The sequence below is a fragment of the Bacillus sp. OV322 genome (assembly GCF_900112495.1).
Taxonomy (GTDB): domain Bacteria; phylum Bacillota; class Bacilli; order Bacillales; family DSM-1321; genus Peribacillus.
In genome coordinates this window covers 333,952-351,647 of the sequence record NZ_FOMA01000003.1, presented here as the reverse complement: position 1 = coordinate 351,647, position 17,696 = coordinate 333,952, and the positions used below count along the sequence as shown (strand labels likewise).

Genomic DNA, 17,696 nt, shown 5'->3' with positions numbered 1-17,696 from the left:
TAAAGGAGTGGAGCGCATTGAGAAAGAGAAAATTGGGGAATTCCGATTTGCTTGTTTCAGAAATAGGACTCGGCTGCATGTCGCTTGGCACGGATAAAAAACAGGCGGAAACCATTATTTCGGCCGCAATTGATGAAGGCATAAATTATTTTGATACAGCGGATTTATATGATTTTGGCACGAATGAAGAAATTGCCGGACATGCACTTAAGAAAGTCCGGGATCAGGTGGTAATCGCCACAAAGGCAGGCAACCGCTGGAATGAATCCAAAGACAGCTGGCATTGGGATGCATCACCAAGTTACCTTAAATCTGCCGTGAAAGACAGCCTTAAAAGGCTCGGCACCGACTATATTGATCTTTATCAGCTGCACGGCGGCACAATGGAAGATGATATAGACGGGGTGATCGGAGCCTTTGAAGAGCTTAAAGCGGAAGGCCTTATCAGGCACTACGGGATTTCCTCCATCCGCCCGAATGTGATTAGGCAATACGCAGAGAAATCTTCTATTTCTTCTGTTATGATGCAATACAGCCTTCTTGACCGGCGGCCAGAAGAATGGATGAACCTGCTGATCGATAACGGGATCAGTATGATAGCCAGAGGCCCTGTTGCAAAAGGCCTGCTGAGTGATAAGATGCTTGACAAGGCCTCAAGCAGCATCAAGGAGAACGGATATCTGGATTACAGCTATGAAGAATTGAAAGACATTTTGCCTGGCATTAAGGAAAAGCTTTCTCCTAGAAACCTTAATGAAACTGCCCTGCAGTATGTGCTTTCGCATAAAGCGGTGGCCTCTGTCATCCCTGGAGCCAGCACGGTTGAGCAGCTTCAGCAGAATTGCCGGGCAGCCAGAGCGCAATCTCTTACAGAAGAGGAAATTGTCCTATTGAAAGAACTGACCAAATCAAGCAAATATGAAGCACACCGGGATATGTAGCAGATTAAAGCAAAATGTAAAACGGGCAATGACTTTTTCCCAAGTCATTGCCCGTTTTACATTATTTAAAGTTCTTCCAGTCTGTGCTGCTTTCATTAAGCAGCTCCTCGAAGGATTTGTTTTTTTCGCGCAGTCTGCGTTCTTCCTTCTTTTTTGCTTCTTCTGCTTCTTTTTTTGCACTTTCCGCATCTGCCAGCTCTTTTTGTTTTTCACGGAGCTTTGACATAATATCACCGTTGATGAAATCACCAAGCCTTAATGAATCATTGGCCTGCTCTCTTTCAGGTTTTCTTTGATTATTTCTTCCTGAAGTTTTCTTTTTCATTCTTATGACCCCCTTACCATCTTCACAAATATTATATCATGTCTTGCCCTGCTGGTTATATCAGACATTTTTGGAGTTGGCTCTCCGCACACGCCGTGTATATAATAAGGAATAAAAATGTCTCTTGGGAGGTCAATATGAAAAAGTGGTGGGCTGCAGCTGCAGGCATGGCTGTCTATACGATGGGTGCCGGCATGTATTTTTCCAATCGGATCATGTATATGAAGAAAAAAGAAGAAGATTTTATCCAAAACAGAGAGATTACAGCAAAAAGGCTTGATATGAAGCACTTCGCTGAATTGCCAAAAAGTGAGATTACTATTAATTCTCCGTCTGGCTACGGCTTAAAATGCCTGTTCATAGAACCGAACAACACAGACAAATGGATCATTATTTCTCATGGAGTTACCGAAAATAAAATAAATTCCATTAAATATATGAACATCTTTCTTAAGCGCGGATTCAATGCGGTTATTTACGACCACCGGCGGCATGGTGAATCCGGGGGAAAAACGAGCAGCTATGGCCATTATGAGAAATTCGATTTGAAAGCTGTTGTGGATGAACTAAAAAGCCGGAAGGGACCCGACATCACTATTGGAATCCACGGAGAATCCATGGGTGCTGCCACACTGCTGCTGTATGCCGGCATGCTCGAGGATGCATGTGACTTTTATATTGCAGACTGTCCTTTTTCTGATTTCGAGGACCAGTTGAAGCATCAGATCAAAAAAGAAGTCAAACTTCCATCCTGGACGATTCTTCCCATTGGCAGGACTTTTATTAAAATACGCGACGGCTACTGGACAAGCGAGGTTTCGCCGATTTCTGTTATCAAAAACATTAAAAAGCCGGTCCTCTTTATCCATAGCCTGCCGGATACATTCATTCCCGCTGACATGACAAAAAAACTGTACCAGGAAAAAACAGGCCCTAAACAGCTCTACCTCGCACCATACGGAGCACACGCCCAATCCTATAACGAAAATAGCCAAGAATACCAAGAAGCAATCGACCAATTTTTAAAAGAACTGGTGTTTAAATAAAAAAGCGCAAGCGCCTGTCCAGCCTCGACCAGCATAAGACGCGTAAGAATAGAAGGCGCTCTTTGCCTTCAATTCTTGCGTGACTTATGACCTCGAGAGGCTAAGCGCTGAAGCTGGATTAAATAAAAAAGCGCAAGCGCTTTGTTCATAGGATCAGAGACTAAGCAAATAGGGTTTTGGCCTAGGAAGCGTTCTTTGCCTTCTGAGTACAAAACTCTTTTTTACAAATTCCTGAACAGGAAATTGGCATCGCTGAAAGAGTATATATTTTTGAGCTAAAGGCTTTACTCGAAAAAGAACAAACGGCAGAGAGAAGAAAAAATGGGGAAAAGAAATGAGTACACAATTATATCTTACACGACACGGAGAAACTGTTTGGAATACTAAGAAACTTATGCAAGGTTGGAAAGACTCTCCCTTAACTGATAGAGGAATAAAACAGGCAAAGCAATTGGCGGAGAGATTATCGGATGTTTCATTGGATGCTATCTATTCAAGTTCAAGCAACAGGGCGATTCACACTGCCGAAATAATTAGAGGTGAAAAACCTCTTGATGTAATTGCATATAATCATTTAAGAGAACTGTCTTTTGGAAATTGGGAAGGTAAGACTTTTGAGGAAAATGAAAAGAAAAACCCTGAAGAATGGTTATCTTTTTGGAAAACGCCTCATCTTTTTTCTCATAACACTGTAGAGCCATTTGTTCATGTCCAAGAAAGAATGGTGAAGACCGTTCAAAATATTATTAATCAGCATCCATTTGAAAATGTCCTTATAGTGACACATTCTATTGCACTTAAACTTTTAATGAATTACTTTGAAAAAAACACACTTGAAAACCTATGGTCAACACCAGCCATACCGTCAGCAAGCTTGACTTTGGTTAAAGTAAACAATAAGTTCATCGAGGTTGTATATAAATATGATACAACCCATATGAAACAATAAAAATTTACTGCTCATAATAGAAAAAGCGAAGGTTTCTCCAACTGGAGCCTTCGCTTTTTCTTATTTTACTGCGGTACGGTTATAGAAGCCGAGCCGCGGGTTCAGGATTTCATTTGATGTTTTCAGCATAAAGCTATTTGCCTCAGGAGAAAAGTCGACTTTCATGCTTTCGTCCAAAAAGATCAGTTTGGATCTTTCCAGATAAATATCTCCAATGCTTGTTTCTGTTTTTATGTCTTCCTCATCGATTTCATCAACGAGCCATAGTGCTGTAACGCCGCTGACCACGCAGCCGCATCCGTCGGTATCGTATTTAAGCTTGAGAAATCCTTTTGTTCCATTTAATTTTTCCTGGATCTTTTTCATGGCTGCCTCTGTCCATTCAATCTTCATCATGCACCTCCCAGCATAGACCTATCATATATTATATAAGTATATCTTCATTTTCTTACATTTTCAGCATATTATTATTTACCCATTTAACCTCAGAACCTATCTCTAAATCATTTAAAATATAGGTGAATTTTTTCGAGACTCAAAGGCCCCACAACATGTTCTGAAGAAATTGATATGATCCAATAGTAGTTTTGAGATTTATCCAGCTTATGTTCTTCCAAACTGTAATTTTGCTGCTTAGCAAAAATGCAGCCATTATGTACGGCTGTTGAGATAACAGTATCGGGAACTAGAATTTTTAATTCTTTAAATTCCGAACCATTTACTCTTTTAACTAAGATAGATTTATTGCTGCCATTCTTAATCAGCAAGTATTTTTCAGTAATCTTATGTTCAGAATCCGATAATCCCGGTCCAATGCAGCCCGTTAATAATATTAATAAACATAAAATTGAAGTAATCTTCTTCATGAAATCCCCTTCAAAATGACTATATTTATAATTAAGATAAATGATAGCAGCACTTTTCCTGACTAATGTTTGTTTTAATTACAGTTAAAGTAAAAAAAGGCCATCAGACCTTCTTTACTGAACAACGGTTTTATGGATGAAAATCGTCTAAAATAAATATAATGCATATTCCAAAAAATTACAATAATACCAATAAAACAAAATTAACTTTTTTAATATTATTAAACTTATTTAATTCCCTGCAAAAAGTACAATGCGGGAGACTAATCGTATTCCTGTGAAGGTATATAGCAAGTACGCAGTAAGAAATCATCTTCATTACATATTGTTCCTGCAGCATATTAATAAGGCCCGATCTAATGACCGGGCCACTCTTCTCTCTTAAACATTTGCCGTATTTTCTATCTTTTTAAACTGTCGCCGTTTATTAATTTGCCTTGATGACAATCTTCCCTTTGGCATGATGGCTTTCGCTTTTCTCATGAGCCTGGCGGATACCCTCAGCACTCAAAGGGAATGTTTCGCCAATGATGGCTTTCAGCTTTCCTTCTTCCATCAGTTTCGCCAATTCTTCTAGCTGCTGGCCATTAGGGTTAAGCCATATGGAAGCCGCTTTGATTTTTTTCTTTTCAGCGATTTCTTTATCAGGCTCACTGACCAGGGAAGGCATTTTTCCTCCTTCTTTAAGAACGGAAAAGCTTTTTTCCTGAATTTCTCCGCCCATGGAATCCAGTACAAAGTCATAATCATGCAGGATTTTGTCAAAATCCTGTTTTTTATAATCAATCACTTCATCCGCTCCAAGAGATTTCATGAACTCCACATTTTGGGTTCCCGCTGTCGTCGCTACATAGGCACCTGCATTCTTTGCCAGCTGAATGGCAAGGGATCCAACACCACCGGCCCCGGCATGGATCAGAACCTTATCGTCTTCTTTTACCTCCCCAAAATCAAATAATGCCTGGTATGCTGTCAAACCAGCCAGCGGAATCGATGCAGCCTCTTCGAAGCTCACATTATCCGGAATTTTCGCTACAAGAATATCATCAACTGCCACATATTCTGCATATGTTCCGCGGTTTGTTGTAGCCGGCCTGGCAAATACCCTGTCCCCGGGCTTAAAATCTGTTACACCCGATCCGATAGAATCGACAGTCCCTGCCGCATCCCAGCCAAGGATAATCGGAAATTCAAATGGAAGCATTTCCTTTAGATAGCCTTCACGCAGCTTCCAGTCAATCGGATTGATCGAGGTCGCCTCAAGCTTAATGATGATCTCGTTTTCTCCTGCTTCCGGCTTTTTCATCTCTGCCTCTTTCAGCTGTTCTTTACCGCCATATTGTTCAATTACAATCGCCTTCATCCTTATCACCTGCTATGTCTGATTTTATTTTTTTCTATTACACTATTTATTTCCTATTGTCTGCATGCCAAAACATTTGAGCATGCCGGCAAAAGCATATGCACCAATTTTTCCATCCTGTATTGTAAAAAAGGCCGATTGCCGGTACGATTATGAAAAGAGGTGATAAATTTGTCAAAGGTTCAAATTAAAGTAAACGATAATGGCTCCCTGAAAGTGACAGGAGATATTGAGCTATTGGACGGCGAAGGCAATGTAATTGAAACGAAACCTGTCTTTTCTCTCTGCCGCTGCGGGCTTTCAAAGAATATGCCCTTCTGCGACGCTTCCCACAAAGGGAAATTCCAGTCCAGTGTGCGCGTAAAAACCGAAAGCTGATCGGCCTTTAAGACTGTCTCTTTTCCGGGCGGTCTTATTTTTTTCTTGAAGCAAAAGGTATTTCCCACGGCTGATGTCCTGCTGGCCAATCGGGCTTTTACGTACAGCCGTCTTTGACCTCCGCGCTTTACTGCCCGTTAAGTAAATCTTATATCTGCAATATGGCTGATTCCGATTATGTGAGCCTGCTGAAACCGGTCTACTATATGCAGCTTTTGCCCGCTTTCATTGTAATAATGTATGGTGCCGATCAATAGTTCATATCTGTGTTTGCCGTAATGGGTGATGGTTACCGTCCTGCCGGTTTCCATGGCTTCTCCCATCACCATGTTCATTTCTTCCAATTGCTGTTCATCCAGAGCAATCTGTTCTTCGTACGTGTCTTCCTTTTCCCAATCCCGAAGCATTTTCACATGCTCCGGAAGCATCATTGATGTCCATTTAATCTTTCCGCGATCTCGAATCACTGCATATCCCTCCTGACAAATCCTGCATCTTTCATGATTGCTTGCTGTACTATGATTTATGGCCTCCTAGAAGCTTGCTGCGGTAAACAGCCGTTCCAGCTGCTGTATAGGAGACAGCCCTTAGCAGTGCTTTTGAGCCGTATTTATTCCGGATACGGTCGACTGTATAAGCCAAGTCCCTCTTTTTCCAGCGTGATGAGTCAAACAATGTCAGCTGCATTTCATTATCATCGACGATATTGGATAAGGTAACAGATATGCTCCGTACTGTTTTGGAAACATAATTTTCCCGGAAAAGCTCCAGGCAGATTTCATATAGATCCATCGTAATGTTTGTTGGTTCGTCAATGGATCTCGACCGGTGAAAGCCTCCTCCGAATTCCTCACGGCTGTAGCCGATCCCGAGGCTAACCGTCCTGCCTGCTTTGCGTGAAGACCGGGCCCTCCTTCCGACCTCCTCGCATATTTCAAGCATCACATGCTTCACTTCTTCCTCTTCCTTATAATCGCGAAGAAGAATCTGGCTTTTTCCAAAGCTCACCTGCCCCTCCATGATCGGTGCGCCAATTTCAGAAAGATCTATCCCCCATGCATGATGGTAAAGCTGGTTGCCCATAATGCCGAATTTTTCCTCCAGCAAATGGAGCGGATAATTGGCAAGCTGCCCCACTGTAAAGATGCCCATCCCATTTAAGGTTTTTTGAAGGCGTTTTCCAATTCCCCACATTTCGTTAAGGGGAGAAACGGGCCAGAGCTTTGTTTTTACATCTTCATATGACCATTCGGCGATGCCTGTTTTCTTGGCTTCAAGATCCAGGCACAGTTTGGCTAAAAGCATGTTGGGGCCAATCCCGATTGCACATGGAAGCTGGAATTCCCGTTCGATGTCATTCCTTATCTTTTCGGCAATCTCCCTGGCATCCCCCCACAGCGGCATGGCGCCGTCCACCTGCAGGAAGCTTTCGTCGACACTGTACACATGGATGGATTCCTTTGGCACATATCGATGGAACAAGCGGGTAATTTCTGTAGACATCCTCAGATATACCGCCATTTTAGGCTCTGTCAGGATAATCCGGGGATCATCCGGGATTTCAAACATCCGTGATCCGGTCTTAATTCCAAAATCCTTTTTCAGCCTGGGAGAAGCGGCGAGCACCACACTTCCGGAGCGTTCCAGATTTCCTACCACAGCGAGATGGCATTCCAGCGGATCCAGCCCGAGCATGACAGCTGAGCAGCTTGCATAAAAACTTTTAATATCGATGCACATGATAGATTTTTTCGGCATTGATCTGTAATCCATGATCTTTCTCCACCCAACAACAAGAATATACGTTCGCTTACATTAGTATACCCATTATATTAATCGAATACACGTTCGTGTTCAATGGAAATTTTACTTCAAAATTCTACATTTTGAGCTTCCATTCCGGTTATATCCAATTTTCCAGGAAAATGCTGAGATATTTCTGCAGAAAACCTGCGGGCAGATGATTGGAAATGGCCGCAAAAAAAAACTCCCTTTTCAGGGAGGAAGATCTGCACTGGTATCCGCTAATAAAAAAGGACTTCGAAGTCTGCCGCATTGACTGTTACTGTAAAGGAGGTATCTAAATTTGACCGGCGCATCATTTCAATGACATACACCTTATCCTCAGGTATATGAGAAAAATCCCTCACCAGAAATCGTTCGCTCTTTCCCTTTTTCAGTTTTTTAATGGCGGAAAGCACGGCCTGCTGCTCCCGAAAGCTTTCCTCGTCGTTTTGGACAAGCAAGAGCTTAGCTTCTGTGCTGGCAAGAGGAGAATGAGAATGCTTAATGCTTCCAGTGTACCAGGGCTTTACTTTCATTCCGATTTTCAAATCATTAACGTCCAGCTTTCTGCCGCTCGTGTCTTTAAGATAGGTGGAATCTGAAACCGTATAATATGTATTTTTAATCAGTACCCTCTTTTTATCCTGAAGATCTGTTATAAAGCCCATTTCCCCTTTTTTCACACTTTCTGTTTGAGTCTGGAGCTGGCTGCATCCAAAAAGAAAGAAAAACCCTAATACAATAAGACATGTTTTGAAATCATTCATTTTGCCCGCCTTCTTCCCGCCTGCTATACAACAAGAATAACAGAAAAGGATCATGGAAAAAACAGGGAAATTATCAAATGGGATTTTCATGAAAAGAAGCCATTATGCACATACTAGTTTGCAGCGGCTCTGCTGATCTTGTCTTCTGATTAGAGAAGTACTATGTTCCTCTCAGCATAGTGCTTAGAGCCTTTATAAAAAAGGAGGACTTGCGGTGAATAAGATGAAGTGTTTATGCCTCATAGCCATCATTTCCGCAGCCTGCTTCCTTAATGGACAGCAGGCTGCGGCATTATCTTCACAGGAAAAAGAGACGGGCCGCATCGGTCTTGAAGCTGGAGATCAGGCCCCTGACTTTGAGCTTGCCTCTTTTAATGGGAAAAAGCTCAAGCTATCCGGCTTTCGGGGTAAAACTGTCATTTTAAACTTCTTTACAACCTGGTGCCCGCCCTGCAGGTCAGAAATCCCTGAAATGCAAAGATTTTTCCAGAAAAATCAAAACAGAGACATTACCATTTTAGCCATTAACTTGACTGCAAATGACCGAAGTTTGGCAGCTGTTCAGGATTTTGTAAAGAATAACAACATGACATTTCCGATCGCACTCGATAAAAAGGGGAAAATCGGAAGCCTTTATAAAGTCTATACGATTCCGACGTCGTATATCCTTGATAAAAACGGCATGATCAGGAATGTTATGATCGGGCCTATGGATGAAAAGAAAATGGCGGAACTGACTCAGGACAGTTTCTAATAAGGAGCGGGAAAGTGTTCAGCTTTCCCGCCTTTGAATCATTAATAGGCTTTTGCCCAATAGACCATATGTTTTTCATCTTTGCCGCAGCAAACGCATTTATCAGAAAGGGTTTCCTTTTGAAACGGAATGCATCTGGAGGTTGCCCCTGTTTCTTCTTTTATTTGATCTTCGCATTCTCTGCTTCCGCACCACATCGCTTTGATGAATCCCGGATGAGCGGCGGACACTTCCTTGAATTCCTCCATCGTTAACACAGAGGAGGTCTTTTCTTCCCGCAGCTTTAACGCTCTTTCATATAAACTTTTCTGGATATCTTCAAGTGTTTCTGCCACTTTCTGTTCAACATCATCAATCGGAATAAAAGACTTCTCGCCAGTATCCCTGCGCACAAGGATTACCTGTCCTTTTTCAATATCACGCGGCCCTGCTTCCAGCCGGAGAGGAATGCCCTTCATTTCATGTTCATTGAATTTCCATCCTGGCGATCTATCGCTGGCGTCTATATCCGTGCGGAAGGTTTTAGAAAGCCTGTTTTTCAGATGATAAGCAAAATCCAGCACTCCTTCTTTATGCTGGGCAACCGGGATGATCATCAGCTGAATCGGAGCTGCTTTTGGAGGAATAATCAGCCCCCTGTCATCTCCGTGCACCATAATCAGAGCACCAATCACACGTGTAGTCAGGCCCCATGAAGTCTGGTTCACATATTGCAGAGCACCGGACTTATCACTGTACTGAATGTTAAAAGCTTTCGCAAAACCATCTCCAAGGTGATGGGAGGTGCCCGTCTGCAATGCCTTGCCATCATGCATCAGGCTTTCAATGGTATATGTGAACTTTGCGCCGGCAAATTTTTCTTTTTCTGTTTTTTGCCCCTTAATCACCGGTATGGCAAGAATCTCTTCACAAAGAGATGCATACACATCAAGCATTCTTGTGGTTTCTTCATGTGCTTCCTCGTCCGTCGCATGTGCGGTATGTCCTTCCTGCCAGAGAAATTCCAGTGTCCGGAGAAACGGCCGGGTCGTTTTTTCCCAGCGGATTACGCTTGCCCACTGATTATAAAGCTTAGGCAAATCGCGATAGGAATGAATAATTTTGCTGTAATGCTCACAAAACAGCACCTCTGAGGTCGGACGGATGCACAGGCGCTCAGCAAGCTCCTCTGTTCCCCCGTGCGTCACCCAGGCTACCTCAGGAGCAAAGCCTTCGATGTGGTCTTTTTCCTTTTGCAGAAGGCTTTCTGGTATCAGCAAAGGCATATACACATTTTCATGTCCTGTTTCTTTAATGCGCATATCCAGTTCATTTTTAATGTTTTCCCAAAGCGCATACCCGTACGGGCGTATAATCATGGATCCGCGGACGCTTGAATAATCGATTAAATCGGCTTTGGTCACAACATCGGTATACCACTGGGCAAAGTCATCACCCATGGGTGTAATTTCTTTGACAAATTCCTTTTTCATTCTTTTCACCTCATTTTTATAAACGCAAAAAAAGCCTGATCCCAAGAAAGGGACCAAGGCTTTGGCGGTACCACCCTTATTCATAAAACACCGCAGCGTTTCATGCTCTTAAGAAGGATAACGGATTTATCCGCTGCCTCTTCGCCATAAGGCCCGAAGCAGAACTCAGAAGGCAGGTTCAAATGGGTTCCTTAGGAATATTTCAGCTTTATTATTCCCTCTCTGTAATAGGCACCTTATATTTTACTAATCCTTCTTTAACGTTTCATTATCAGTTTTTTAGTACTATATTATTTTTAGCCCGTCAATATCAAGACCTTTTGTCATTTTTTAAAAAAGGCCCTTTTCCCAAGAGTCTCCACCGTTTTCGGAAACAGATTGTGCAGTCTGCTGGCGGCATTCATCCATCCCGGAAGGTTAATTTCCCGCTTGCCGGTAAACATGGACCCAACCACCTTTTCCGCCACATCCTTTGGATTCAGCATGAATTTTTCGATATTTTTCGTATAGGATCCTGATTCGTCCGCAATGTTAAAAAAGTTGGTCTGAATCGGCCCCGGATTGACCGTTGTAACAAAAACATGGTCCCTCTTCAGCTCCATCCGAAGAGCATTGGAATACCCGAGGACAGCAAATTTGGTAGAAGAATAAAGGCTGGACTTCGGAGTGGCCATTTTCCCTGCCTGTGAAGCTATATTTATGATATGCCCGCTTTGGCGCCGCTTCATACCTGGAAGCACCATTTGAGTGGCCGCCATCAGACCGAAAACATTCACGCGGAACATGGCTTCAGTTTCCTGCATATCCGTTTCATCCGCTTCCTTGAAGACTCCATATCCGGCATTATTTACAAGAACGTCTATTTCACCCGCATGTTCATAAATCTCGCGGAAAACTTCCCCGACTTTCCCGGAATCGCCTACATCCAGCTGATAGGCATATGCTTCAGTGCCATACTCCTTAATTAATTCTTCCTTTAATTCCAAAAGCGCATCATAATTCCTTGCAAGCAGGACAACTTTTGCCCCAAGACTAGCAGAACGCCTGGCAATTTCCCTTCCTATTCCGCCTGATGCACCTGTTATTACCACACATTTTCCTTGTATTTTACTCACTTCTTCACCTCTGCAATTGGTTGATTGCATATATCATAACACCTGAAGAGCTGTCATGCGCAATTTCTCCCAAACTCTCAAGATAATCAAGCTGCCCTACTGTCTCTGACAGGGTCAGTCCGAGCTCTCTTTGGTACACCTTCGGGAAAAGCTGCCTGCATATTTCAAAGCCTGAGGATGGATGTGCCTCTATCATTTTTTTGACCTTCATTGCACGCTCATGCTGCCGTACCCTTCCTGACTGTATCACTGCCGGCACATCCCTGATTTCTTCGCCATGCCCCGTATAAACCAGCGAAATAGGAAGCTCCAGGCATTTTTCGAGAGAACTGTTATATTGCAAAAGAGGTTTAGGACGCTCTTCTCCTGGCTGAAAAGGCGGCTCCATTAAAGGGTTTGGCGTAATTTTCGCAAGCAGATGATCACCTCCTATCATGATTCCATCACTTTCCTTATAGAAGGACAAATGGCTTTGTGCATGTCCCGGAGTTTCTATGGTTTTCCATCCGCGAAGTCCCGGGAGGTCGTCTCCTTCAGCCAAAAAGGACGTAAGCTTCTTATTGGTAATAGAACGGTCTGCGCTCCGGTAATCATTTATGTAGCCAAGCATTTCATCTGGTATGCCCATTTCACGGGAAAAATCTTTATAAAACTGGTCATGAAGCTCAATAAAGTCCTTATCCATCTCAAACCATCTTTGGTTATAGAGATGGCCAAGAATGTTAATGTCTTTTGTAAAAAAGTCGAGACCGCCTGCATGATCAGGGTGGTGGTGAGTAATCAGCACCTGCTCGATATCATTCATTTCAAGACGAAGTTCCCAGAGCTGCCGGGTCAGGCTTGAGCGGGATTCCTCGGTCCTGGAGCCTGCGTCAATCAATGTCAACGCATCTCCTTTAACAACATACACATTCACATCCCCTACGGCATAGGGAGTCGGAAGTGATAATTTAGCAATATTTCCAATCCATTCGGCCATCATACATACCCCTTATAAAGTTATATTTAAATAGATAATTATATAAACATGCAGCGTCATTTAATTATACGCTGCCAATTTTAGCTGCATGGTATCCGGATCTTGCAGTGGAATCCAGCATCAGCAACAAAAGACCATTAACAGAGCAAAATTATAAATGGACTATCATGTAATTAGTTTATCATTGACAATCTGAAATTGTCATTATTTTCACATAACTTTTTATCGAAGGTAAGGGCAATCGGTGTGCGAATAAACAATGAACCTGTCTGGTAGGCATTCTGTATATAGAGCAGGATAACTGTATAACCTGCCTAGCCCAGAAATGGCTGGGTATACAACTGTTTAAACAGCGTTTGTCATTCACATTTGGCATCTCCTGCCTCATGGATTTTTCAGAAAAATTAATTATTGACAAACTGCTTGTACATGCTCCATAATCACTAATAACTAAAAATAGCACGGCATTGATTAAGGCCAGTAGATGCCGCATGGCGAAAGAGAGTGAAGCTCAATTAGGCTGAAAGGCTTCACCGCCCTCTGTGACACTGAACCTACCTTATAGCTTTCAGCAAAAACTGACGTACATTCCAGCGTTAATGGATCTTAAGCTGCATCTTCCCCTGGGAAAGATGAAAAAAGGTGGTACCACGGAAGCCAGACCTTTCGTCCTTTATTGGACGGGAGGTCTTTTTATTTGTCTGGTTAAACTTGATGATTTTCACTCGCCAGCTGCGGGTCCACATCACTAATAAAGCTATGAGGAACTTATGCTAAGGTATTGAGCCATGACACTAATCTAAGGAGATGGGAAATATGAGGAAAATCGCTTTTATCGGCAGCGGGTCCATGACAGAAGCCATTATTGCAGGAATGCTTGCAAGCGGAAAATATCAGCCCCAGGAAATTTATGCTGGCAATAATTTCAATCAAGAGAGACTCTCATATTTGGCACGGAAGTTCGGGATATACACCACACAATCCAAACAGGATTTATTAGCGGAAGCAGACATAGCTGTCCTGGCCGTAAAGCCAAAGGATGTGCACGAAGCACTTTTGGCATCAAGAAATCACTTCCAAAAAAGTACCCTGCTGATTTCCGTAGCTGCAGGGGTACATACTTCAAGCCTTGAAGGTATTCTTAGAAAAGATATCGCGATTGTCCGCGCAATGCCCAACACGTCTGCAGCCGTAGGTAAATCGGCAACAGCCCTTTCAGCGAATCGCTTTGCGCATGATAAAGAAATGAATGATGCAATCGCTCTTTTTGAAACAATAGGCACAGCAGCAATAGTTGAGGAAGACCAGTTAAACGCTGTGACCGGGCTTTCCGGAAGCGGCCCGGCCTACATTTATTATCTGGCCGAGGCGATGGAAGCTTCCATAGGAATTCTTGGACTTGAAAAAGCAACAGCGAAATCCCTGATTATCCAAACCTTAATAGGAGCAGCAGAAATGCTGCAAAGGTCAGACAAATCCCCTATAGAGCTCAGGAAGGAAGTCACATCCCCAGGAGGAACGACCGAGGCTGGATTAAGGGTTTTAGCGGAATACAGGGTGCAGGAAGCTTTTGAAGCATGTATATTTGAAGCCGCTCAGCAATCCCAGCGCATGGGCCAGCAGATTTCACAGGAAATTGAGGATGCAGGGAAAGCAAATCGGTAAGCCCATTCCCCAGCAATATTTTGGCTATACCCTATGTGGCTTGATATACTTAATCATGTAAATTATTTCATTTATTTGAAGGAGATGGGTAACATGGGCACAAAACTTTTTTCTTCCTATACAATTAAAGATGTAACTTTAAAAAACAGGATCGTCATGTCCCCGATGTGCATGTACTCCTGTAAAGAAGATGGCATTGTGCAAAACTGGCACAAGACCCATTATACAAGCCGTGCAGTCGGCGGGGCAGGTTTAATCATTACCGAGGCTGCCGCTGTAACAAAACAGGGCAGAATCACGAACCAGGATCTCGGAATCTGGCATGACGATCAAATCGACGGCCTCTCCGCACTTGTATCACTTGTAAAAGAACAAGGAGCAAAAATAGGGATCCAGCTTGCCCATGCCGGAAGAAAGGCACAAGATGAAGCAGAAATCATTGCTCCATCGCCGATTGCATTCAGCGGGCACTATAAACTGCCAAAAGAAATGACAAGGGAAGATATCCAGGAAACCGTCCTTGCCTTCCGGAACGGAGCAGAACGAGCGTCAAAAGCAGGCTTTGATGTTATTGAACTTCACGCTGCTCACGGATACCTGATCAATGAGTTTTTATCTCCTTTGAGCAATAGGCGGGAAGACGAATACGGCGGCTCAGAAGAAAACCGCTACCGTTTTCTGAAGGAAATCATTGCATCAGTCAGGGAAGTATGGAACGGCCCGCTATTTGTGCGCCTTTCTGCGCATGATTACAGTGAGGGCGGAATGACTGCAGAACAATATACAAAAATGGTTAAATGGATGAAAGGAGAAGGCGCAGATTTAATCGATGTCAGCTCAGGCGCTGTGGTTCCTGCCCCAATTAACGCATATCCGGGCTATCAGGTTCCCTTCAGCGAAACGATCAAGCACGGTGCAGAGCTGGCTACTGGAGCAGTTGGCCTGATTACTGCAGGCACACAAGCAGAAGAAATTTTGCAAAACAATCGGGCAGACCTCGTCTTCATAGGACGCGAATTACTAAGAAACCCCTATTGGCCAAGAACAGCCGCCGAAGAACTAAAAGCCGAACTAGAAAGCCCAAAACAATACGACAGAGCCTGGTAAAACAAAAAGCGCAAGCGCCTTGGTCAGCTTGCGAAGCAAATAGGGTTTTGGACTTGGAAGGCGCGCTCTTTGCCTTCTGAGGCCAAAACATCTTTCAAGGAGCGAAGGCTAAATGCTCTGCATCATGCAGAAACGCCTTCATGACCTGCATCCTGCAGGCCTCAGCAAGCTAGGCGCTGAAGCTAGATTAATTAAAAAGCGCAAGCGCCTGTTCAGAGGGACCCCCATCTCCGGGGCCTCTGACAGCATAAAGCGCCAACATAGAAAGCACAGAAATCCCCCGTTCATTCATTGAACGGGGGTTTCTGGTTATTATTCGGTTAATTAGATTAATACGGCACGGTCATTCAGCATGCCCTCTCCTTTAATGCTTTGAAATTCATGGAGCAGCCTTTCAACGGTAAGATGCTGTTTTTCCTTGCCCCTTGCCTGGAAAATGATTCTTCCTTTGTCCATCATGATTAATGAATTCCCAAGATCTATCGCCTGCTGCATGTTGTGTGTCACCATTAATGCCGTCAGCTGATTTTCCTCGACTATTTTCTTTGTGAGAGAAGTAACCAGCTCTGCTCGGGATGGATCAAGTGCTGCGGTATGTTCATCCAGAAGCAGGATATTGGGATCGGTAAAGGTAGCCATTAGTAGTGAAAGGGCCTGGCGCTCTCCGCCGGATAATAATCCAACCTTCGCGCCCATCCTGTTTTCAAGTCCGAGGTGGAGAGACTCCAGCTTTTCCCTGAAAAATATTTTCCTTTTCTTATTAACGCCGAATCCAAGGCTTCTTTTCTTGGTTCTGCCATAGGCGATGGCCAGGTTTTCTTCAATGGTCATATTAGGAGCTGTGCCTGTCATCGGATCCTGAAAAACGCGGCCTATCATCGCTGAGCGAATATGCTCCCCGGTGCCTGAAACATCCCGTCCATCAATAAAGACCTCGCCTGCATCCGGAAGAAGTTTTCCTGAAATCATGTTCATCAAGGTAGATTTCCCTGCTCCATTGCTTCCGATTACCGTGATAAATTCCCCTTTATCCAAGTGAAGCTCCAAGTCATCCAGCGCCAGTTTTTCGTCAGGAGTGCCTTCGTTGAACACTTTATATATTCCGTTTAGCTTAAGCAAACTCCTCACCGCCCTTATTTTTGCTGTTAAGCTTGCTTAGCCTCAGTTCCTCCAGGCGTTTTTTCTTCCTGCTCTCTTTCTTGCGGTAGCCGGATATTTGCGGAAGGACCAACGCCCCTATTACGATAATGGCAGTGATTAGCTTAACATCCCCAGTTTGAAGGAACTTCACTTGCAGAGCCAGGGAGACCACAAGGCGATAAACAACCGATCCCCCGATAACAGCAAATGTGGCCCTGCCGATGGTTTTAGCTCCAAATATGGCTTCCCCTATAATCACGGATGCCAGTCCTATCACGATAATGCCAATTCCCATCCCTACGTCACTGAAGCCATTATACTGGCTGACCAGTGAACCGGAAAATGCAACCAGAGCGTTTCCGATAGCAAGCCCAAGCACCTTCATATTGCCGGTGTGAGCAGAAAAGCTTTTCACCATCGCCTCGTTATCGCCTGTCGCCCGAAGTGCAAGGCCAATTTCCGTTTTCAAAAAAGAAGATAATCCTATTTTAATAACAACAGCCAAAATCAGCATCACGATTAAAATGGACCAGGTCCCAGGAAGGCTATCTCCAAGGCCGATGGCAGTAAACACAGAGTTAATCGAAGCATCCAATCCGGTTTTATTCCACATATCACTGATATTGGTCATGATTGTCTGCTCTGATAAAAGAGGAACATTGGATCGTCCCATAATTCTCAAGTTTACCGAGTACAAAGCAATCATCATTAAAATTCCGGATAACAGCGGATTGATCTTCCCTCTTGTATGAAGGAGACCTGTTATGGTACCTGCTGCAAATCCGGCAGCCAGGGCAGCCAGTGTTGCCGTAATGGGGGAATATCCGCTGACAATCATAATCGCTGAGACAGAAGCTCCTGTGACAAAGCTGCCATCGACTGTCATATCGGGAAAATCAAGAATCCGGAAGGTCAGGTAAACGCCTAAAGCCATGATTGCATAAATAACTCCTGACTCAAACGAACTGAATAATATAAGCATTTTTTTTCCCCTTTCGCCGCAAAATCAAAGTAAAACAGTATATTGAAAGAAATGTATTATTA

Annotated in this window: 19 protein-coding genes and 1 other annotated feature; of the genes, 7 read left to right on the top strand and 12 right to left on the bottom strand. The window is 43.5% G+C overall.

Translation table 11 applies throughout. The features are described from left to right. Positions 1–17 precede the first annotated feature (17 nt). Entirely contained in the window at positions 18–941 is a 924-nt protein-coding gene (locus BM126_RS09475; protein ID WP_090989269.1) for an aldo/keto reductase, read from the top strand. A 61-nt stretch (positions 942–1,002) separates the two neighbouring features. Here BM126_RS09475 and BM126_RS09470 read toward each other — a convergent pair whose 3' ends face one another. Further along, positions 1,003–1,266 (bottom strand): YqkE family protein, encoded by a 264-nt coding sequence (locus BM126_RS09470; RefSeq protein ID WP_071350424.1) that lies wholly within the window; start codon positions 1,264–1,266, stop codon positions 1,003–1,005. 137 nt (positions 1,267–1,403) lie between these two features. On the opposite strand from BM126_RS09470, the gene BM126_RS09465 reads away from it, so the two are divergent. Together BM126_RS09465 and BM126_RS09460 are read left to right on the top strand one after the other, a co-directional pair. Further along, the gene (locus tag BM126_RS09465; protein ID WP_090989268.1) at positions 1,404–2,312 is read left to right on the top strand and encodes an alpha/beta hydrolase; all 909 of its coding nucleotides are present in this window, start codon (positions 1,404–1,406) and stop codon (positions 2,310–2,312) included. A 334-nt stretch (positions 2,313–2,646) separates the two neighbouring features. Next, positions 2,647–3,261 carry a histidine phosphatase family protein gene (locus tag BM126_RS09460; RefSeq protein WP_090989267.1) on the top strand — a complete coding sequence of 205 codons (615 nt, stop codon included), beginning with the start codon at positions 2,647–2,649 and terminating at the stop codon, positions 3,259–3,261. Between the two features lie 60 nt (positions 3,262–3,321). Here BM126_RS09460 and BM126_RS09455 read toward each other — a convergent pair whose 3' ends face one another. From BM126_RS09455 to BM126_RS09445, 3 genes are all read right to left on the bottom strand, one after another. After that, positions 3,322–3,654 (bottom strand): iron-sulfur cluster biosynthesis family protein, encoded by a 333-nt coding sequence (locus BM126_RS09455; RefSeq protein WP_090989266.1) that lies wholly within the window; start codon positions 3,652–3,654, stop codon positions 3,322–3,324. 110 nt (positions 3,655–3,764) lie between these two features. Next, positions 3,765–4,127, bottom strand: a complete 363-nt coding sequence (locus BM126_RS09450) for a hypothetical protein (protein ID WP_090989265.1) — start codon at positions 4,125–4,127, stop codon at positions 3,765–3,767. A 427-nt stretch (positions 4,128–4,554) separates the two neighbouring features. Further along, on the bottom strand, positions 4,555–5,490 hold the full coding sequence (locus BM126_RS09445; RefSeq protein ID WP_090989264.1) for an NADP-dependent oxidoreductase: 936 nt from the start codon (positions 5,488–5,490) through the stop codon (positions 4,555–4,557). A gap of 162 nt (positions 5,491–5,652) precedes the next feature. Between BM126_RS09445 and BM126_RS09440 the strand changes: the two genes are divergently transcribed. Next, on the top strand, positions 5,653–5,868 hold the full coding sequence (locus BM126_RS09440; protein ID WP_256213038.1) for a CDGSH iron-sulfur domain-containing protein: 216 nt from the start codon (positions 5,653–5,655) through the stop codon (positions 5,866–5,868). Between the two features lie 137 nt (positions 5,869–6,005). Here BM126_RS09440 and BM126_RS09435 read toward each other — a convergent pair whose 3' ends face one another. The 3 genes from BM126_RS09435 to BM126_RS09425 form a co-directional block, all read right to left on the bottom strand. Continuing rightward, the gene (locus tag BM126_RS09435) at positions 6,006–6,335 is read right to left on the bottom strand and encodes a YolD-like family protein (protein WP_071352697.1); all 330 of its coding nucleotides are present in this window, start codon (positions 6,333–6,335) and stop codon (positions 6,006–6,008) included. Positions 6,336–6,384: 49 nt separating this feature from the next. After that, entirely contained in the window at positions 6,385–7,641 is a 1,257-nt protein-coding gene (locus tag BM126_RS09430) for a Y-family DNA polymerase (RefSeq protein WP_177201377.1), read from the bottom strand. Between the two features lie 251 nt (positions 7,642–7,892). After that, positions 7,893–8,420, bottom strand: a complete 528-nt coding sequence (locus BM126_RS09425) for a hypothetical protein (RefSeq protein ID WP_090989262.1) — start codon at positions 8,418–8,420, stop codon at positions 7,893–7,895. Positions 8,421–8,643: 223 nt separating this feature from the next. Here BM126_RS09425 and BM126_RS09420 point away from each other — a divergent pair, with 223 nt between their 5' ends. Next, the gene (locus tag BM126_RS09420) at positions 8,644–9,174 is read left to right on the top strand and encodes a peroxiredoxin family protein (RefSeq protein WP_256213052.1); all 531 of its coding nucleotides are present in this window, start codon (positions 8,644–8,646) and stop codon (positions 9,172–9,174) included. Between the two features lie 41 nt (positions 9,175–9,215). Here BM126_RS09420 and proS read toward each other — a convergent pair whose 3' ends face one another. The 3 genes from proS to BM126_RS09405 form a co-directional block, all read right to left on the bottom strand. Further along, entirely contained in the window at positions 9,216–10,646 is a 1,431-nt protein-coding gene (proS, locus tag BM126_RS09415; RefSeq protein ID WP_090989260.1) for a proline--tRNA ligase, read from the bottom strand. Between the two features lie 45 nt (positions 10,647–10,691). After that, positions 10,692–10,916 (bottom strand) — a binding site (T-box leader). Positions 10,917–10,969: 53 nt separating this feature from the next. Next, on the bottom strand, positions 10,970–11,791 hold the full coding sequence (locus BM126_RS09410) for an SDR family NAD(P)-dependent oxidoreductase (RefSeq protein WP_090989259.1): 822 nt from the start codon (positions 11,789–11,791) through the stop codon (positions 10,970–10,972). Then, on the bottom strand, positions 11,766–12,740 hold the full coding sequence (locus tag BM126_RS09405; RefSeq protein ID WP_090989258.1) for an MBL fold metallo-hydrolase: 975 nt from the start codon (positions 12,738–12,740) through the stop codon (positions 11,766–11,768). Before BM126_RS09405 ends, BM126_RS09410 begins: the two co-directional genes overlap by 26 nt. An 816-nt stretch (positions 12,741–13,556) precedes the next feature. Between BM126_RS09405 and proC the strand changes: the two genes are divergently transcribed. Both proC and namA read left to right on the top strand, forming a co-directional pair. Continuing rightward, complete coding sequence (gene proC / locus BM126_RS09400; protein ID WP_090989257.1) at positions 13,557–14,405, top strand: pyrroline-5-carboxylate reductase; 849 nt, start codon at positions 13,557–13,559, stop codon at positions 14,403–14,405. Between the two features lie 93 nt (positions 14,406–14,498). Then, positions 14,499–15,512, top strand: coding sequence for an NADPH dehydrogenase NamA (gene namA, locus BM126_RS09395; protein WP_090989256.1), 1,014 nt, complete (start codon positions 14,499–14,501; stop codon positions 15,510–15,512). Between the two features lie 324 nt (positions 15,513–15,836). Here the strand turns inward: namA and BM126_RS09385 are convergent, their stop codons facing one another. Together BM126_RS09385 and BM126_RS09380 are read right to left on the bottom strand one after the other, a co-directional pair. Then, on the bottom strand, positions 15,837–16,631 hold the full coding sequence (locus tag BM126_RS09385; protein WP_090989254.1) for an ABC transporter ATP-binding protein: 795 nt from the start codon (positions 16,629–16,631) through the stop codon (positions 15,837–15,839). Further along, positions 16,624–17,634: an ABC transporter permease gene (locus BM126_RS09380; RefSeq protein WP_090989253.1), complete on the bottom strand. Its 1,011-nt coding sequence runs from the start codon at positions 17,632–17,634 to the stop codon at positions 16,624–16,626. Before BM126_RS09380 ends, BM126_RS09385 begins: the two co-directional genes overlap by 8 nt. Positions 17,635–17,696 lie beyond the last annotated feature (62 nt).